At 65.4% G+C, this 17,034-nt stretch carries 14 protein-coding genes; 3 read left to right on the top strand and 11 right to left on the bottom strand.

The window, feature by feature from the left end; translation table 11 throughout:
• Positions 1-226: 226 nt before the first annotated feature.
• The 6 genes from MFF34_RS13485 to MFF34_RS13510 are packed head-to-tail and all read right to left on the bottom strand — an operon-like array spanning position 227 to position 7,041.
• A complete protein-coding gene (locus tag MFF34_RS13485; RefSeq protein WP_238214569.1) occupies positions 227-1,861 on the bottom strand; it encodes a BatD family protein in 1,635 nt (544 codons plus the stop codon).
• Entirely contained in the window at positions 1,858-3,576 is a 1,719-nt protein-coding gene (locus MFF34_RS13490; protein ID WP_238214571.1) for a tetratricopeptide repeat protein, read from the bottom strand. Before MFF34_RS13490 ends, MFF34_RS13485 begins: the two co-directional genes overlap by 4 nt.
• Positions 3,573-4,649 carry a VWA domain-containing protein gene (locus MFF34_RS13495; RefSeq protein ID WP_238214574.1) on the bottom strand — a complete coding sequence of 359 codons (1,077 nt, stop codon included), beginning with the start codon at positions 4,647-4,649 and terminating at the stop codon, positions 3,573-3,575. The genes MFF34_RS13490 and MFF34_RS13495 overlap by 4 nt, the downstream gene beginning before the upstream one ends.
• Positions 4,642-5,136 carry a DUF4381 domain-containing protein gene (locus MFF34_RS13500; RefSeq protein WP_238214576.1) on the bottom strand — a complete coding sequence of 165 codons (495 nt, stop codon included), beginning with the start codon at positions 5,134-5,136 and terminating at the stop codon, positions 4,642-4,644. The genes MFF34_RS13495 and MFF34_RS13500 overlap by 8 nt, the downstream gene beginning before the upstream one ends.
• Complete coding sequence (locus MFF34_RS13505; RefSeq protein WP_186683325.1) at positions 5,133-6,077, bottom strand: DUF58 domain-containing protein; 945 nt, start codon at positions 6,075-6,077, stop codon at positions 5,133-5,135. Before MFF34_RS13505 ends, MFF34_RS13500 begins: the two co-directional genes overlap by 4 nt.
• A gap of 4 nt (positions 6,078-6,081) precedes the next feature.
• Positions 6,082-7,041 carry a MoxR family ATPase gene (locus MFF34_RS13510; protein WP_027596692.1) on the bottom strand — a complete coding sequence of 320 codons (960 nt, stop codon included), beginning with the start codon at positions 7,039-7,041 and terminating at the stop codon, positions 6,082-6,084.
• A gap of 229 nt (positions 7,042-7,270) precedes the next feature.
• On the opposite strand from MFF34_RS13510, the gene MFF34_RS13515 reads away from it, so the two are divergent.
• Entirely contained in the window at positions 7,271-8,587 is a 1,317-nt protein-coding gene (locus MFF34_RS13515) for a DUF2235 domain-containing protein (RefSeq protein ID WP_238214578.1), read from the top strand.
• On the opposite strand, the gene MFF34_RS13520 is transcribed toward MFF34_RS13515, so the two are convergent.
• The 4 genes from MFF34_RS13520 to soxR all read right to left on the bottom strand — a co-directional run bounded on the left by MFF34_RS13520 (position 8,588) and on the right by soxR (position 12,338).
• The gene (locus tag MFF34_RS13520) at positions 8,588-9,802 is read right to left on the bottom strand and encodes a benzoate/H(+) symporter BenE family transporter (RefSeq protein WP_238214580.1); all 1,215 of its coding nucleotides are present in this window, start codon (positions 9,800-9,802) and stop codon (positions 8,588-8,590) included. It lies immediately after the preceding gene.
• Between the two features lie 86 nt (positions 9,803-9,888).
• Complete coding sequence (locus MFF34_RS13525; RefSeq protein ID WP_238214582.1) at positions 9,889-10,773, bottom strand: dihydrodipicolinate synthase family protein; 885 nt, start codon at positions 10,771-10,773, stop codon at positions 9,889-9,891.
• Between the two features lie 44 nt (positions 10,774-10,817).
• Positions 10,818-11,588: an aldolase gene (locus MFF34_RS13530; RefSeq protein WP_189662755.1), complete on the bottom strand. Its 771-nt coding sequence runs from the start codon at positions 11,586-11,588 to the stop codon at positions 10,818-10,820.
• A 285-nt stretch (positions 11,589-11,873) separates the two neighbouring features.
• Positions 11,874-12,338 (bottom strand): redox-sensitive transcriptional activator SoxR, encoded by a 465-nt coding sequence (gene soxR, locus MFF34_RS13535; RefSeq protein WP_186704098.1) that lies wholly within the window; start codon positions 12,336-12,338, stop codon positions 11,874-11,876.
• Between the two features lie 114 nt (positions 12,339-12,452).
• On the opposite strand from soxR, the gene MFF34_RS13540 reads away from it, so the two are divergent.
• Together MFF34_RS13540 and MFF34_RS13545 are read left to right on the top strand one after the other, a co-directional pair.
• The gene (locus tag MFF34_RS13540; protein WP_238214586.1) at positions 12,453-13,550 is read left to right on the top strand and encodes an efflux RND transporter periplasmic adaptor subunit; all 1,098 of its coding nucleotides are present in this window, start codon (positions 12,453-12,455) and stop codon (positions 13,548-13,550) included.
• The gene (locus MFF34_RS13545) at positions 13,547-16,642 is read left to right on the top strand and encodes a MexW/MexI family multidrug efflux RND transporter permease subunit (protein ID WP_238214588.1); all 3,096 of its coding nucleotides are present in this window, start codon (positions 13,547-13,549) and stop codon (positions 16,640-16,642) included. Before MFF34_RS13540 ends, MFF34_RS13545 begins: the two co-directional genes overlap by 4 nt.
• On the opposite strand, the gene MFF34_RS13550 is transcribed toward MFF34_RS13545, so the two are convergent.
• Positions 16,564-17,010, bottom strand: coding sequence for an NUDIX domain-containing protein (locus MFF34_RS13550; RefSeq protein ID WP_238214590.1), 447 nt, complete (start codon positions 17,008-17,010; stop codon positions 16,564-16,566). The two genes, MFF34_RS13545 and MFF34_RS13550, sit on opposite strands and share 79 nt — an antisense overlap.
• Positions 17,011-17,034 lie beyond the last annotated feature (24 nt).

The following is a 17,034-nucleotide window of genomic DNA, read 5'->3' on the forward strand; positions in this document are numbered from 1 at the left end:
TCCCACATTTGTTTCGGGCCAATTAATCCTGTGGCATAGGCGCGCGGCCCCGTGGTGCCCACGTTGATATCGAGACGGACAAACAAGGCGGTCGCGCGCAAATTTCCCAGACCTCACTGGCCCGAAATAAATGTGGGAGCAGCCTTGTGCTGCGATGCGCCGCGCGGGCGGCGCTCGATCTGATAGGCGCTAAAAATACCCATGGCATGCACCCCAACCCCACCCCTCATTTCGGATACAACGGCGGCAAGCTCCCGGTCTCCCCCGACGGCAGCAACACCTGCTCAGCCGGCGGAATCGTGCCGATCGCTCGCCACAAATCCTCACCCTGCCAATACTGCCCACTCTCGCTGTACAACGCCCCGTTCAACCCATCCAGCGCATCGGACAACGGCACGAACCGCGCTGCCATCTCCGCCAGGGTCTCCGGCTGCTGGCGCGCCCAGGCATCCAGCGCTTGGCGTGTGGTCTGGGGGTCGTTGGCTTGGCAAGCGCGCTTGAGGTCGTCCAGCAGCGTGCGGGGGCTTGGGCCTTGTTGCGCAGCGCGCAGTACCGCGGGTTGTGAACGGGCCCGCCACCACAAGGCGAAGCCCAGCAATGTGGTCAGGGCAAACACCAGCGTGGCCAACTGCCACGGCCACAACAGGCTATTGCCCGAACGGGTGTCGCCGACCGGCGTGTCGGCGCTCAGGGCCGGGTTGTCCTGCACGCTCAGGGTGCGTGCCGGCAGGCTGGTGTGCTCCAGGTGGTCTTCGCGGGTGTTCCACCAGGCCACCTCCAGCGCTGGCAAGGCCAGTTCGCCGCTGTGGGTCGGCACCAGCGCTTCGCGCTCTTCGCGGTTGGCGGTCATGCCGCGCTCGTTGATTTCGTTGCGCAGCAGCGGCTGGTCGGGGTAGCGGCGCAGGCCGGTGATTTCGGTGGCCGGCAGCGGTGGCAGTTGGGTGCTGGACAAGCCGTCGGCGCGCAAGGTGATGTTGCGGGTGAGCGAATCACCGATCTGCGTCTGCTGGCTGCCCGGGTCGGGGTTCCAGTGTTCTTCAAGGGTCAGGCTGCGTGCCGGCAGCCAGGGCGCACCGGCTGGCCAGGCTGCTGGAATCGGGCGCACGTCCAGGCGCAGGGGCAGCGAGCTGACCTGGATCTGGCGGCCGGCACGCGGGGCGGCCGTGGCGGATTGTTCGTTGTCGGCGCTGGCAGCCGCGGTGGCGGTGAAGGTCAGCGCCGGCACTTCGAGGCTGCCACTTTGCTGGGGGTAGACGGCATAGCGGGTTTCGATCACCCCGTGGCGCACGCCGTTGATTTCTTTCTCGTAGGTGCGCGACTCGCCCAGTGGCTCGACCTTGGCGTTTTCCAGCTGCAGTGGGCTGAGGCTGCTGTCGTCATACAGCGCCACCGAATGGTAGATGCGCAAGGTCAGCACGGCCTGGGCCTGAACATAGACCTCGTTGCTGTCCAGGGTCGCCTCGATGAACACCTGGGAGGCGCTTTCCTGGCGGCTGGCATCGGCTTGCAGCACTTGCAGGTCGATGGCCTGGCTGCGCGACTGGCCCAGTTGCAGCTCCGGGATGCGCAGGCTGCCGCTACGCCGTGGCAGCAGGGTGATGATCCAGCGGGTGCTGGCGCGGGTCTCGCCATCAAGGGTGTGCAGGCTGTTCAACTGGCGTGTGCCACGCACTTCGAAGTCGCCTTCAAGGGCACGCAGGTCGGGTTTGCCGAACTGGGTCACGTCCTGGCTTTCGAGGGTCAGTTCCAGGCTTTCGCCGGCCTCCAGGCGGGTGCGGTCGACGCTGGCTTGCAGCATGGGCTCGGCCTGGGCCATCAAGGCCCATGAGACACCGAGCAGAAAGACGCCGAAGCGACTCATCGTGGATTGTCCTGATGCAATTGCTGTTCATACCAGAATTTGCGCCGCAGCAGCTCCGCCGGGTTGTCGGGGATCTCCCGCAGCCATTGTTCAAGGGCCTGACGCTGTTCGGCGTCGAGGTTGGTCGACACCGGGCGCTGGGGGGGCACGGTGACGTTGTCGTCGGCGCCCCCCTGGTTGCCGGGTGTGGCCTGGCTGTTGGTGCTGCCTTCGCCGGGTTCTTCGGCGTTGGCGGGTTCGTCATTGCCAGGGGTGCCCTGGGCCGGGCTGCTGGCCGAACTGCTGTTGCCTTCGGTTTCGCTGCCGGGTGTGCCTTGGGCCTCGGTGCTGGCGGGTTGTTCTTCGGCCTTGGCCTCGCGCTGTTGCAGCAGCTGCTGGACCAGTGCCTGGTTGTCCAGTGCCGGTTGCAGGTCGGGTTGGCGCTCCAGGGCCTGCTCGTAGGCGTCCAGGGCGGCTTCCAGCTCGCCACTGCGGGCCAGGGCATTGCCTCGATTGTAGTGGTCCGCTGCCGTGTTGCCTTGTGAGAATGCCTGGGCTGCACCGGCGTAATCGCCAGCCTGGTACAACGCCATGCCGCGCCACTGTGGATTTTGGAAATGCCGTGCGGCGCTGGCCGGGCGGTTCTGTTCGAGCATGCGCTGGCCCTGCTGGTCGGGGCGCAGCCACAGGTCGTTGAACTCGAAGGCCTGGCTTGGCTGCGGCAAGGCCAGCAACAGGGGCAGGCAGAACAGCCAGCCGCGACGACCGGCGCAGGCCGCCAGCAGTAACAGCGGAATCAGCAGCCAGTAACCCTGGTCTGCCCAGCTGTCCAATTGCAGGGTCTGGCCGTCGCTGCGTGCGGTGCGCGGGGTGTCGAACAGGCCCAGGCCGCGCAGGTCGAGGTCGTCGACCCGGGCATTGCGGTAGCGCCCGCCGGTGCCGCTGACAAATGCCTTGAGGCTGGCGCTGTCCAGGCGCGGCAGCAGAATGCCGCCTTGGTCGTCTTTAAGGTATTCGCCGTTGGCTTGTCGCACCGGTGCCCCGTCTCGGCTGCCGATGCCCAACATCAGCAGGCTCGGGCCCTGGCGGCCGAGGGCCTGCGTGATGCCCTCGCGCTCCGCTGCGCTGAGCGAGGAACCGATCAGCAGCAGGCGCCCTTGCCCCAGGCCGCTCTGAGCCAGCAGGGCCAGGCCTTTTTGCACGGCCAAGTCGGCGCGCTGGCCGGGTTTGGGCATGATCGAGGGGTCGATCGCCTCAAGCAGGTTGCGGGTGGTGCCCAGGTCATCGGACAGTGGCACTAGGGTGTGGGCGGACCCTGCGTAGACGATCAGCGCGGTCTGGCTGTCGTGGCGGCGTTCGAGCAGGTCGAGGACCTTGCGCCGGGCCTGCTCCAGCCGGTTGGGCGGGCTGTCCTCGGCGAGCATCTGTGGGGTCAGTTCGAGCAGGATGACCAGCGGGTCGGCAGGGCGCTGACGGCTCTCTTCCACACGCTGCCAGCTGGGCCCGAGCAGGGCCAGCACCACCAGCGTCCACGCCAGGCCCAGCGCCACCCAAGGCAGTTTGCTGGTGCTGCCGCTGCCGCCGCCGAGCAGCACGGCGTGGAACGCGGGCGGCAGGATCATCTGCCAACGCCCGGCGCGTTTGCGTCGGTGCCACAGCTTGAACAGCAACCAGCCGAGCAGCGGCACTACCAACAGCCAGAGCGGGCGCAACCATTGTGGCCATAGGTCGATCATCGCCGTTTCCTCAGGCGCAGGCGTTTGAGGCGCTGGCGCCATTCCGGGTGCGGCTGCAGAAAGCGCGGTTTGCGCAGCAGGCGCTGCAAGCGGTTGTCTGGCCACTGCACGGCCACCACCAGCAGCACGCTGAGCAACAGTGCCAGGGCCAATGGCCAGGCGTACAAGGCCTTGGCGGTGCGCGCCTGGGTTGGCTGCTGGGCCACTGGCTCCAACTGGTCGAGGGCGTCGCCGATGGCGTTCAGTTCGGCGCCGTCGTGGGCGCGGAAGTAGGCGCCGTGGGTCAGCTCGGCAATTTCCTTGAGCGAGGCTTCGTCCAGGTCCAGGCTCGGATTGAGGCCCAGCAGGCCGGGCGTGCCGCTGGCCTCCGGGTTGGCGCCGATGCCGATGGTATAGATGCGCACGCCTTCCTGGGCGGCCAGGCGGGCGGCGGTCAGTGGGTGGATCTGCCCGCCGTTGTTGGCGCCGTCGGTGACCAGCACCAGCACGCGGCTTTGTGTCGGGCGCTGGCGCAAGCGCTTGACCGCAAGGCCGATGGCATCGCCGATGGCGGTGTTCTTGCCGGCGATGCCGATCTGCGCTTCGTCAAGGAAGGTGCGCACGGTACGCCGGTCGAAGGTCAGCGGCGCCTGCAGGTAGGCCTGGCTGCCAAACAGGATCAGCCCAACCCGGTCGCCTTCGCGGTCCTGCAGAAAGTCGCCAAGCAGCGCCTTGACCAGGTCGAGGCGGCTGATTTCGTCGTTCTTCCACTGCATGTCGGGGAAATCCATGGAGCCGGACACGTCCACCGCCACCAGCAGGTCGCGGCCGCTGGCGGCCACCGGTACTGGGTCGCCGAGCCATTGCGGGCGGGCCGCGGCCAACAGCAGCAACAGCCAGATGATGACAAAGGGCGCCTGCTGGCGCCAGGTGGGCAGGTTGAGCCGTGCCCGGCGCCCGGCCAGGCCTTCCAGCTCGTTCAGGAAGCCCACTTTGAGCACCGGCTCGCCACTGTCGGCGGCTGGCAACACCAGGCGAGCCAGCCACGGCAGCGGCAGCAGGGCGAACATCCACGGCCAGGCCAGTTCAAACATGCTTGCGGATCCAGGTTTCGACGGCCTGGCTAAGCCCGACGATGGCTTTGTCGTCGAGCTTGCACTCAGGCTTGTAGGCGCCCTCGACCAGCACCATCCAACGCGTGAGGCCGGCGGCCGGGCAGCGGTTGTCGAGAAACGCCAGCCACTGGCGGCCGTTGAGGGTATGGCTGTTGGCGCCCGGGTAGTGGCTGCGGCACAGGCGCTTGAGCAGGGCATTGATCTGTTGCAGCCAGGCGCCGGCCGGGGCGCCGTCATACGGGCGTGGCAGCTGGGCAAGTTCGGCCAGGGCGGCCACGCGTACCGGGTCGAGCGGTTGCTCGGCGCGCACGATGCGGCGTTTGCGCGGGCGCCAATGGCGTACGCGCCAGAGGGCCCAGGCAAGCAGCGGCAGCATGGCCAGCAATACCCACCAACCCGGTGCCGGTGGCCACAGGCCGACTGCCGGCGGGGCAATCAGCGGTTGCAACTGGTCCAGCGGGGTCATTTGCTGCTCCCCGGGCGCTGGGCGTTCAGGTATTCGCGCAGTTGCTCGATCATCTCGCTTTGCGTACTCAGCGGCATCAGCACCACGCGCAGCTTCTGTGCCATCAGTTCCCAGCGGGCGATACGTGACTCGGCCTGCTGGCGGTAAGCCTGGCGCAAGCTGGCGTCGAGGGTGTCGAGCTCCAGTTGCGCGCTGCGCTGGGCGAAGCGCAACAGGCCGGCGGCGGGCAGGGCATGGTCGAGCGGGTCGGAGACCGGTAGCAGCAGCAGGTCGCAGTGGCGCGAGAGCATGGCCAGGTGCTGTTCGACCTGGTCGGTCAGCGAGCGCTCGTCGCAGATGACGATCGCCAGGCTGCCAGGGCGCAGCACCTCACGCGCTCGGCGCAAGGCCAGGCCCAGGCTGTCGGCCTGGGGCGTGGCTTCGGTGTGCAGCGCCTGGTTGACCTTGGCCAGGCGGTTAAGCAGCTGCAGCAGGCTTTGCTTGCTGCGCCGGGGTTTGATTTCGTGGTGCTCGTTGTCGCCAAACACCAGCCCGCCGATGCGGTCGTTGTGGCCCAGTGCCGCCCAGCCGAACAGGGCCGCAGCCTGAGCCGCCAGCACCGACTTGAACATCAGCCCCGAGCCGAAGAACAGCCGTTGGCTCTGTTCGACCAGGATAAAGATCGGCCGCTCGCGTTCTTCATGGAACAGCTTGGTATGCGGCTCCTGGGTGCGGGCGGTGACCCGCCAGTCGATGTTGCGCACATCGTCGCCAGCCTGGTACACGCGCACTTGGTCGAAATCCACGCCGCGCCCGCGTAGCTTGGAGTGGTGCAGTCCCACCAGCGGGCTGCGCTGGCCGGGCCGGGAGAACAGCTGAATTTCGCGCACGCGGTGGCGCATGTCGATCAGCTCGGCAAGGCCGATGCGGATGCCGGGTTCGGCCAACTGCGCGGTGGGCATGGGGTCAGGCAACGGCGACGACGTCGAGGATGCGCTGGACCACGCGGTCCTGGTCGATCCCCGCAGCCTCGGCCTCGAACGACAGGATGATGCGGTGGCGCAGCACATCGAACAGCACTGCCTGAATGTCCTCGGGGCTGACGAAGTCGCGCCCGGCCAGCCAGGCGTGCGCACGCGCGCAGCGGTCAAGCGAGATCGAGCCACGCGGGCTGGCGCCGTAGGCGATCCAGTCGGCCAGTTCGGCGTCGAACTTGGCCGGCGTGCGCGTGGCCATGACCAGTTGCACCAGGTATTCCTCCACGGCATCGGCCATGTACAGGCCGAGGATTTCCTTGCGCGCGGCAAAAATGGCCTGCTGGCTGACCCGGCGCTCGGGCTTGGTCTCGCCGCCCAGTGCTTCGCCGCGGGCCTGCAGCAGGATGCGCCGTTCCACCGCAGCGTCGGGGAAGCCGATTTTTACGTGCATCAGGAAGCGGTCGAGCTGGGCTTCGGGCAGCGGGTAGGTGCCCTCCTGCTCGATGGGGTTCTGGGTGGCCATGACCAGGAACAGCGGTGACAGGTCGTACGTGCTGCGGCCCACGCTGACCTGGCGCTCGGCCATGGCTTCGAGCAGGGCCGACTGGACCTTGGCCGGGGCGCGGTTGATTTCGTCGGCCAGTACCAGGTTATGGAAGATCGGCCCCTGCTGGAAGACGAAGCTGCCGGTTTCCGGGCGGTAGATTTCGGTGCCGGTAATGTCGGCCGGCAGCAGGTCGGGGGTGAACTGGATGCGATGGAACTGCGCCTCGATGCCTTCGGCGAGCTCTTTGATGGCTTTGGTCTTTGCCAGCCCGGGGGCGCCCTCGACCAGCATATGGCCGTCGGCCAGAAGCACGATCAACAGCCGCTCGACCAGCTTTTCCTGGCCTAGGATCTGGGTGGAAAGAAAGGTGCGCAGCGCGATCAGCGCTTCACGGTGTTCCATCGGCGACGGTTCCTGGTATTGGGCCGCAGGCGCGCTGGGAACAGCTGCCTCGGCAAGGGGTGATACTTTAATCTATCCGGGGGGGTGGCGACCAATGGCGGCTGGCAAATTTATCCAGGCCGTCGGGCGTGGGCTTGTCGACAAGTCCTGCGCAACCTTCGGCGTTGGCTGATAGCCGGCCGCTGTGCCCTGGCGCTTGCTGATGCTCTTTGAGCAAGCAGGACGCAGGATGATGCAAACCCACCGCAGTACCTTCGATACCCCTGCGCCAACGACGGTGCGCGTTGGCGTGTTCTTTGATGGCACCGGCAACAACCTGGGCAATGCCACGGCGGCGGGCCAGGCTGCGGGGCCGCTGGCTGGTACCAGCTATGGCAATGCCTGGAGCAATGTGGCCTTGCTGCACGCGCTGTACCCAGCCCCCGGCAGCCCTGCGCCGGGCACGATGGCCTTTCTCAAGCTGTATGTCGAGGGCATCGGCACCACCGCGGGGGCGGCGGACTCCAGTTTTGCCTCGGCCACCGGGCGAGGGCGTACCGGCGTCGAGGCGCGCGTCGCCGAGGCCGTGACAATGATTGCCGACCAGTTGCGGGGCTGGTGCTCGGCGTATCCGCAGTCGCGGCTCGCGCGGGTCGAACTCGACCTGTTCGGCTTCAGTCGTGGCGCCGCTGCCGCCAGGCACCTGGCCAATGTGCTGTGTGATGACGCGAGCAACCTGTTGGGCGCCTCGTGTGCTGTGTGCATCAACTTCATTGGCCTGTTCGACACCGTGGCGGCCATCGTCGCGCCGTTGCAGGGGGACTTCGACCCCGCTGACGCTCGCCACGGCGGTTTGCGCCTGGGCCTGGGCAAGGGTATTGCGCGGCACGTGGTGCAATTGGTGGCCGGTGACGAGCGCCGGCATAACTTCCCGCTGGTGCGTAGCGAGGGTGACATTGTCGTGCCGGGCGTGCACTCGAACATTGGCGGGGGCTACCTGCCGTGCATGCAGGAGCAGGTGCTGCTGTGCAAACCGCAGTCGCAGCGGGTGCCTATGCGCACAAAAGCCGAATGCACCCGTGCCTACTCGGCGGCCAGCGCCTTGCTGACATCGGCGTTTGCTGAGCTGGGGGAGCCGCGGCCGTGGGTGCTGACCTGGGAGCGGCCGATTGCTGGCGGCAAGCCGGACGAGGCGCAGAAGCAGGTGTATGCGGCGGTTTATCGGGAGAGGGGCGTGGCCGGCCATCTTTCCCGGGTGTACCTGAGCATCATGCGTGAGTTGGCAGTGCGTGGGGGGGTGCCGTTTGCCGAGTTGGGCGGCGATGAAGCCCATCGGCTGCCCGATGACTTGCTGGACATCAGCCGCAAGCTGCATGGCTTTGCCTTGGGTACCCGCCCCGACGCCGGCCTGACCGAGGACGAGCAACGCCTGCTGCGCGACAAGTACATCCACACCTCGGCGCACTGGAACCCCGTGAAGGGCCTGCGCAACAGCACGCTGGACGTGCTGTTCGTCAATCGGCCTGGCGAAACGGGGCGGGTGGAGCATGCAGACCCGATGGTGTGATTACGGCTGAGTACGTTTGAACCCTGGGGCGCGCCCGTTCAGTATCGCGTAGGCCAGCAGGCCGATGACCAAGCCCCAGAAGGCCCCGCCGATACCCAATAGGGTGATGTTGGCAGTGGCTGCAAGAAAGGTGATCAGCGCGGCTTCGCGTGACTTCGCGTCGGCCATTGCACTGGCCAGGCTGGTGCCAATGGTACCCAGCAGCGCGAGGCCGGCGAGGGTGGTGATGAAGGTGGCAGGGAGTGCCATGAACACGCTGGCAAGCGTGACGCCGAATACCCCCACAAGGATGTAGCAGACCCCTGCGGCGATCCCCGCGATCCAGCGCTTGGCCGGGTCTTCATGGGCTTCCTTGCCGGTGCAGATGGCGGCGGTGATGGCCGCGAGGTTGAACGCGTGCGAGCCGAACGGCGCCATGAGCAAGGAGCCCAGGCCGGTGACTGCGACAATCGGGTTGGCGCTGGTCTTGAAACCGTCGTTGCGCAGCACCAGCATGCCGGGCATGTATTGCCCGGTCAGGGTGATCAGGAACAACGGCAGCGCGACGCTGAGGGCCGCGTTGAGGGTAAAGGCCGGGGCAGTGAACACCGGTGTCGCGATTTCCAGCGTCAGTTGCGAAAGGCCGGCCTGCCCCTGGATCAGCAGGTAAGCAAGGCCAAGGACGAGGATGCCCACGACTGCGTAACGGGCAGTAAAGCGTTTGAACACCGCATACGCCACGATGAGCAACCCGGCCAGCACCGGGTCGACCGACAGGCCGGCAAACGCGCCGATGCCGAACTGTAAAAGAATGCCGGCCAGCAGCCCTGCCGCGACCCCGCCGGGGATGATCCGGACCAGCCTTTCGAAGTAGCCGGTCAGGCCCAGCACTACGAAGCCGGCAGCGGACAGCAGGTACGCGCCAATGGCCTCGGCATAGGGCACGCTGGCCAGTGCCGTGACCAGAAACGCGGCAGCCGGGGTGGACCAGGCCGTTATCAAGGGTTCACGGCTGTACCAGGACAAGACAAGCCCGGTGATACCTACCCCGATCGACACCGCCCAGACCCATGACGAGGTCAGCGCCGGGCTTAGCCCGGCGACCTTGGCTGCCTGGAACACGAGGATGAACGTGCCGCCGTAGTTGACGATGACCGAAACCAACCCGGCGATGGCGGGGTGCAGGATGTCGGTCAGCCCAAGCGATGCCGATGGGTGTTGAGCAGGCGTTGTCACAAGTGGCCTCCGTGCTTATGTGATTGATGAAAGTCCGTGTAGTGAACAAGGTCGGTATTCAAGGCGCTCCCACAGTCCCCTTTAAATCACTGGGCTGAGACCAGCAAGCCTTTCAGGTAGGCACTGCCTTCAGCATCCAGTGGTTGCAGCGGCAGGCGCGGCGCCCCCACGTCAAGGCCAAGCATTTTCAGCCCGGCCTTGATGGTGGTGGGCAGGCCGCGCTGGGTGATGTACGCCAGCAACGCGTACTGTTGGTAGAACAGTGCCCGTGCTTCAGCCAGCTCGCCCTTCTGCACGGCGTCCCACAAAGCCAGGTTCAGTGCGGGGATCAGGTTCGGCGCTGCGGTGCACCAGCCGGCGGCGCCGGCAACCAGGGCTTCCAGGGTGAGCGGATTGCAGCCGTTGTAGAAGGCCACCTTGCCATCGGTCGCGGTGTACAGGCGGTGCATGCGCTGAATGTCGCCGGTGCTTTCCTTGACCATGGTCACATTGGCCACCTCGCCGAGGATGCGCAGGATCAGCTCCACCGACAGGTCGGTGCCGCTGGTGCCCGGGTTGTTGTACAGCATGATCGGGATGTCGATTGCCGCGCCGACCGCCTTGTAGTGGTCGACCACTTCCGCCTCGGTCAGCTTCCAGTAGGAGATGGGCAACACCATCACTGCCGTGGCCCCGCACGCCTGAGCCAGGCGGGCGCGCTGCACGGTACGTGCGGTAGTCAGGTCAGAGACGCTGACCACGCTGGGCACGCGACCAGCGATTTTCTCGAGGCTGTAGCGCACAACCGCTTCCCACTCGGCCTCGGACAGGTAGGCACCTTCGCCCGTGCTGCCCAGCGGGGCGATGGCGTGCACGCCGGCCTGGATCAGGCTGTCGATGGATGTGCCCAGGGCGTCCAGATCGACCGAGCCGTCTGCCGCGAAGGGAGTGATGGTGTAGCCGATGACGCCGCGAATTACAGGTGTAGACATGATCAGGCACCTTTGCCGTTGTTCAGAAAGGGGGACAGCTGCAATCAGCCCAGGCATTCGCCATGGGCACGCAAGGCCCGGCGCGCGTAGTAGCTGAACGCGGCGCCATGGCGTTTTGGCGTGGAAATCCAGTCATGGGCTTCTTTGCCAAGTGCTTCGGGGATGGGGCGGATTTCACCGGCGCCCATGGCCAGCAACTGCATCCTCGCTGCACGTTCGAACAGCAGGGCGAGCACGCAGGCTTCTTCGATCGAGCGACCGGCGATCAGCAGGCCATGGTGGGAAAGCAGAATCGCCCGCTTGTCGCCGATGGCACTGGCGATGATCTCGCCTTCTTCGTTGCCCACCGGCACGCCTGGCCATTCCTTGAGGAAGGCGCAATCGTCGAACAGCGGGCAGAGGTCCATGTGCGAGATGGCCAGCGGCACTTCGAGCATCGACAAGGCCGCGCTGTGCAGCGGGTGGGTATGGATGATGCAGTTGACGTCAGGGCGTGCGCGGTACAGCCAGCTGTGGAAGCGGTTGGCGGGGTTGGCCATGCCCTGGCCTTGCAGCACCGTCAGGTCTTCATCCACGACCAGCAGGTTGGAGGCCGAGATCTCGTCGAAGCCCAGGCCAAGCTGTTGCGTGTAATAGGTGCCAGGTTCTGCAGCGCGTGCGGTGATCTGCCCGGCCAGGCCCGAATCGTGGCCGCCGTCGAACAGAATCCGGCAGGTCAGTGCGAGCTTCTGCCGCGGGGTGTAGGTGTTGTCGGCTAGCGCAGTCAGCATTTGCTGTTGAGCACGCTTGACGAGCTGGTCCTTGGGGGTCTGCATGGTCGTGGTCACAGTGGGTACCTGCACGGGATAAGGGCGATGACGTCCTGGTTGCCGTGGCTGGCTTGAGGACACACGTCGATCTTAATGACACTTTGTGTCATATGCAAGCGAAGTGTCATCGCGCCATGGGATAACCCATGAAGGAAAGCTCACTCCAAGAGAATGCTGGGGCCGCTCCCATACGGACCGCGTTATGCCCCTATTTACAGGGCATGCGCGGACACTGTGGGAGCGGCCTTGTGCCGCGAAAGGGCCGCAAAGCGGCCCCAATACAGGCGACCGCTAATTCGGGTCTCTCTCCGACAGCATCCCGCCTGCGGTTTCTTTTTCCAGAATCCTCGCCCCTGCACCGTCCTTGCCCAGCACATCCTCGGGGTTGCGCAGCGGGCAGTCTTCCAGCGACAGGCAGCCGCAGCCAATGCAGTTGTCCAGGCTGTCGCGCAACGCTTCCAAAGTGCGGATGCGTGCGTTCAGGTCTTCTCGCCAGGCCGATGACATCTCGCCCCACTGCGCTGCCGTGAGTTTGCTGTTCGGCGGGTAGCGGCCAAGGGCACGCTTGATGACCTCGAGGGGGATACCCGTGCGCTGGGCCACCTTGATGATGGCAATGGTGCGCAACACTAGCGCGGGGTAACGCCGCTGGTTGCCGGCGGTGCGCGTGCCGGCGATCAGCCCCTTGGATTCGTAGAAGTGCAGGGCGGATACCGCAACGCCACTGCGCTTGGCGACTTCGCCGACAGTCAGCAGCCGCGTGCTGTTGGTGGATGATTTGGCTGTCACACCTGTTGACCTCAAGTTAAGTTGAGCTCTTATAGTCCTGCCCGATCTTTCCTGCAACCACCCCGCTGATCGGAGCAAGGCATGAACAAAAGGATGTTACTGGCCATGACTGTCGCCGCTGTCGCTGCCTTGGTCGGCGCCTACGCATTGACGGGCAGTAGGGTAGCGGCCCAACAGGCCGCGGCGTGGCCGGTCACCAAAGTTGCGCTGGCCACTGCCGAGCCGGTCGACCTGGCGCGGCAACGTTTTGCATCGGGGGAGCTGGAGGCGGTCAATCAGGTGCAGGTCGCGGCCGAGGTGGCAGGGCGCATCACCCACATCGCCTTCGCGTCGGGGCAGGCCGTGCGTGCCGGGCAGTTGCTGGTACAGCTCAACGATGCGCCCGAGCAGGCCCAGCGCGTGCAACTGCGGGCGAAGCTGCGCAATGCCCAGGTCGCGGCGCAGCGGGCCAGTAAGTTGCGCGCGCTGAATGCCGTTTCGCAAGAGCTGCTGGATAACGCGAGCACAGCGGTGGATGTGGCCGCGGGTGAGCTGCAGCATGTCGACGCGCTGATTGCGCAAAAAGCCATACGCGCGCCGTTTGCAGGCAATGTGGGTATCCGCCGTGTTCACCAGGGCCAGTACCTGGGCGCTGGCGAGGCGATTGCCAGCCTGACGGATACACGCCAGTTGCACGTCAATTTTTCCCTCAGCGAACAGGCGGCCCCCGAAGTGACTGTCGGGCAACTGCTGGAACTGACCGTCGATGCTGTGCGCGGGCGGGCGTTTCAGGCACGGGTAGTGGCGGTCGATCCGCTGGTCAGCAAGTCACGCCTGGTCCAGGTGCAGGCTGCCCTGCCGAACCTGGATGGGCAGCTGCAGCCGGGCATGTATGCCGGGGTCCGTCTGCCTGCCGCGCAGCCGTCGAGGGTGCTGGCCGTGCCGGAAACGGCGATCACCTACACCGCCTACGGGCAGACGGTGTTCATTGCCAGGCAGGATCAGCAGGGCGTCATCAGCGTCAACCGGGTACCGGTAACGACCGGTGAGCGCTGGCAGGGGCGTGTGGAAGTCACCTCGGGCCTCGCGCCGGGCGACAGGGTGGTGGTTTCCGGCCAGCTGAAATTGAGTGATGGCATGCAGGTCGAGCAGGTCGCAGAAGACAGCCTGCTGGACGTGGCCGGGGGGCAGCAACCGTGAACTTCACCGATACCTTCGTGCGTCGCCCCGTGCTGGCGCTGGTGGTCAGCAGCCTGATCGTGCTGATGGGGCTGTTCGCCTTGGGCAAGTTGCCGGTGCGCCAGTACCCCTTGCTGGAGAGCGCGACGATCACCATCAGTACCGACTACCCCGGCGCCTCCGCCGAACTCATGCAAGGCTTTGTGACCCAGCCGATCAGCCAGGCGGTTTCTTCGGTTGAGGGCGTTGACTTCATGTCGTCATCATCGTTGCAGGGGCGTAGCCTGATTACCCTGCGCATGCTGCTCAACCGAGACTCGACCCAGGCGCTGGCCGAGACCATGGCCAAGGTCAACCAGGTGCGCTACCGCTTGCCCGAGAAAGCCTATGACCCGGTGGTGGAGCTGTCTGCAGGTGACTCCACGGCGGTGGCGTATGTCGGCTTCTCCAGCCAGACCCTGTCCATCCCAGAACTCAGTGACTACCTGTCGCGGGTGGTTGAGCCGCTGCTTTCGGGGATCGACGGCGTGGCCAAGGTGCAGACGTTCGGCGGGCAGAGCCTGGCCATGCGCCTGTGGCTCGACAGCGAGCAGATGGCCGGGCGCGGGGTGACGGCTGCCGACGTCGCACAAGCGGTGCGGGCCAATAATTACCAGGCCACCCCAGGGCAGGTGCGCGGGCAGTTCGTGCTGGCCGATATCCAGGTCGACACCGACCTGACCCGCGTCGAGGACTTCCGTGACCTGATCATCCGCAACGACGGCACCGACCTTGTGCGCCTGCGTGATGTGGGCACTGTCGAACTGAGCGCGGCGGCCACCCGCACCAGTGCCACCCTGGATGGTAAACCCGCTGTGCACTTGGGGTTGTTCCCCACGCCATCGGGTAACCCACTGGTCATCGTCGACGGCATTCGCGAATTGTTGCCGCAGATCCAGCAAACGCTCCCGCCCGGCGTGAAGGTGGCGCTGGCCTATGAGACTGCGCGTTTCATCGAGGCTTCGATCGAAGAAGTGTTGCGCACGCTGGTGGAAGCGATGCTGATCGTCGTGCTGGTGATCTGGCTGTGCCTGGGGTCACTGCGCAGCGTGGCGATCGCGGTGGTGGCCATTCCGTTATCGATGCTGGGTGCAGCGGGGTTGATGCTGGCGTTCGGCTTCAGCCTCAACCTGTTGACCTTGCTGGCGATGGTGCTGGCCATCGGCCTGGTGGTGGACGATGCCATCGTGGTGGTGGAGAACGTGCACCGTCACATCGAAGAAGGGCAAACACCGGTGGCGGCGGCGTTGGCCGGCGCACGCGAAATCGCCGGGCCGGTGATCGCCATGACCCTGACCCTGGCCGCCGTGTACGCGCCCATCGGTTTGATGGGTGGCCTGACCGGCACGTTGTTCCGTGAATTTGCCTTGACCTTGGCGGGGGCGGTGATCGTTTCGGGTGTCGTTGCACTGACCTTGTCGCCGGTGATGAGTTCGTTGCTGCTCAAACCCGACCAGCAGGGCGGGGCCATGGCCCACTTCGCCGAAAGGGTGTTCGCTGCACTCACAGCGGCCTATGCCCAGGCCTTGGCGTTTACCTTGGCGCGGCGCTGGCTCAGTGCTGGTGTGGCCCTGCTGGTTTGCCTGAGCCTGCCCTGGCTGTACCTGTTGCCACAGCGCGAGCTCGCACCGCCGGAGGACCAGGCGGCCGTGCTGACGGCAATCAAGTCGCCGCAACACGCGAGCCTGGACTACGTCGAGCGCTTTGCCAGCAAACTCGACCAGGTGATGAAATCGATTCCCGAAACCACCGACACCTGGATCATCAACGGCACCGACGGCACGGCGGCCAGCTTCGGTGGCATCAACCTCAGTGCATGGCAGCAGCGCGAGCGCTCTGCCGCGCAGGTCCAGGCGCAGCTGCAACAGGCGGTCGCGGACATCGAGGGCAGCAGCATTTTCGCCTTCCAGGTGGCGTCGTTGCCAGGTTCCAGTGGTGGCTTGCCGGTACAGATGGTGTTGCGCAGTGCCCAGGATTACCCGGTGCTGTACCAGACCATGGAAGTGCTCAAGCAACGCGCCCGCGAGAGCGGTTTGTTCAGCGTGGTGGACAGCGACCTGGACTACAACAACCCGGTGGTCAAGGTCAGCATCGACCGCGCCAAGGCCGCCAGCCTGGGGATCAGCATGCAGGACATCGGCGAGTCGCTGGGCGTGCTGGTGGGCGAGCAGTACCTGAACCGCTTTGCCCTGTTCGGCCGCGCCTATGACGTGATCCCGCAAAGCATCCAGGACCAGCGCCTGACCCCGTCGGCCCTGAACCGCCAGTACGTGCGGGCCGAAGATGGCAGCCTGGTGCCGTTGTCCACGGTGGTGCGCCTGGACCTGCAGGTCGCGCCTAACCGCCTTTTGCAATTCGACCAGCAGAACGCAAGCACCCTGCAGGCCATCCCCGCGCCCGGTGTATCGATGGGCAAGGCGGTGGCATTTCTGCAGCAGCTTGCCGCCGAGCTGCCGCCTGGTTTCAGCCATGATTGGCAATCGGAGTCGCGCCAGTATGTGCAGGAAGGTTTTGCCCTGATGTGGGCTTTTCTTGCTGCCTTGGTGGTGATCTACCTAGTGCTGGCCGCGCAGTATGAAAGCCTGGTGGACCCGCTGATCATCTTGGTGACCGTACCGTTGTCGATCTGCGGCGCGTTGCTGCCGCTGGCGCTGGGCTGGGCTACGTTGAATATCTACACGCAGATTGGCTTGGTCACGCTGATCGGGCTGATCAGCAAGCACGGCATCCTGATGGTGGAATTCGCCAATGAGATTCAGGTGCGCGACAACCTTGACCGTGCGGCGGCCATTGTGCGCGCCGCGCAAATTCGCCTGCGCCCGGTTTTGATGACCACGGCGGCGATGACCTTCGGTGTGATACCGCTGTTATTTGCCAGTGGCGCAGGGGCCAACAGCCGCTTTGGGCTGGGTGTGGTGATCGTCTGCGGCATGTTGATCGGCACACTGTTCACCTTGTTCGTGCTGCCGGCGATCTACACCTGGCTGGCGCGTGATCACCGGCTGACCACCCTGCGGCAAGTGCAACTGGCAGAAGCCTTCAGCGACTCGCGCAAGAAAGCCAGCGCTCGCTGAAAGACGGGGTGGCACTCGGAGTAGGGCAAATGATCGAGTGGAGCCCAGAAAAACTCGAATGTGTGGCCATGGTCATCCAGCGTCTGGTGGGACCACCGCTCAGGTAGAAGACCGTCCACCCGGCACAGGTGAAACGACCAGATCTGCCCAAGATGGTCGGCATCCCAGCAGCCAAGGTCGTCCCTGATCGTGGCGTTGTGGATGCCAGACTCTTCACGCAGTTCACGCAGTGCGGCTTCCCCGGGCGTTTCACCGCGTTCGATCGAACCCTTGACCAGTTGTACGCCCGCCAACGGATGACGGAACAAGAGCATGCCGGGCGGCGCCGAGGGCGAGAGGACGACGGCGCAGGCCTTGTCTGGGAGCATGATGATTTCCGTATCGGCCATTAT

The sequence above is a fragment of the Pseudomonas sp. PAGU 2196 genome, assembly GCF_022179005.1.
GTDB lineage: Bacteria > Pseudomonadota > Gammaproteobacteria > Pseudomonadales > Pseudomonadaceae > Aquipseudomonas > Aquipseudomonas kermanshahensis.

Bases quoted from the DNA above. Each gene is read 5' to 3' on its own strand.
- MFF34_RS13505 (WP_186683325.1), bottom strand. From the start codon at position 6,077: ATGCCCACCGCGCAGTTGGCCGAACCCGGCATCCGCATCGGCCTTGCC.
- MFF34_RS13490 (WP_238214571.1), bottom strand. From the start codon at position 3,576: ATGATCGACCTATGGCCACAATGGTTGCGCCCGCTCTGGCTGTTGGTA.
- MFF34_RS13525 (WP_238214582.1), bottom strand. From the start codon at position 10,773: ATGTCTACACCTGTAATTCGCGGCGTCATCGGCTACACCATCACTCCC.
- MFF34_RS13540 (WP_238214586.1), top strand. From the start codon at position 12,453: ATGAACAAAAGGATGTTACTGGCCATGACTGTCGCCGCTGTCGCTGCC.
- MFF34_RS13495 (WP_238214574.1), bottom strand. From the start codon at position 4,649: ATGTTTGAACTGGCCTGGCCGTGGATGTTCGCCCTGCTGCCGCTGCCG.
- MFF34_RS13530 (WP_189662755.1), bottom strand. From the start codon at position 11,588: ATGCAGACCCCCAAGGACCAGCTCGTCAAGCGTGCTCAACAGCAAATG.
- MFF34_RS13510 (WP_027596692.1), bottom strand. From the start codon at position 7,041: ATGGAACACCGTGAAGCGCTGATCGCGCTGCGCACCTTTCTTTCCACC.
- MFF34_RS13550 (WP_238214590.1), bottom strand. From the start codon at position 17,010: ATGCTCCCAGACAAGGCCTGCGCCGTCGTCCTCTCGCCCTCGGCGCCG.
- MFF34_RS13500 (WP_238214576.1), bottom strand. From the start codon at position 5,136: ATGACCCCGCTGGACCAGTTGCAACCGCTGATTGCCCCGCCGGCAGTC.
- MFF34_RS13485 (WP_238214569.1), bottom strand. From the start codon at position 1,861: ATGAGTCGCTTCGGCGTCTTTCTGCTCGGTGTCTCATGGGCCTTGATG.
- MFF34_RS13515 (WP_238214578.1), top strand. From the start codon at position 7,271: ATGATGCAAACCCACCGCAGTACCTTCGATACCCCTGCGCCAACGACG.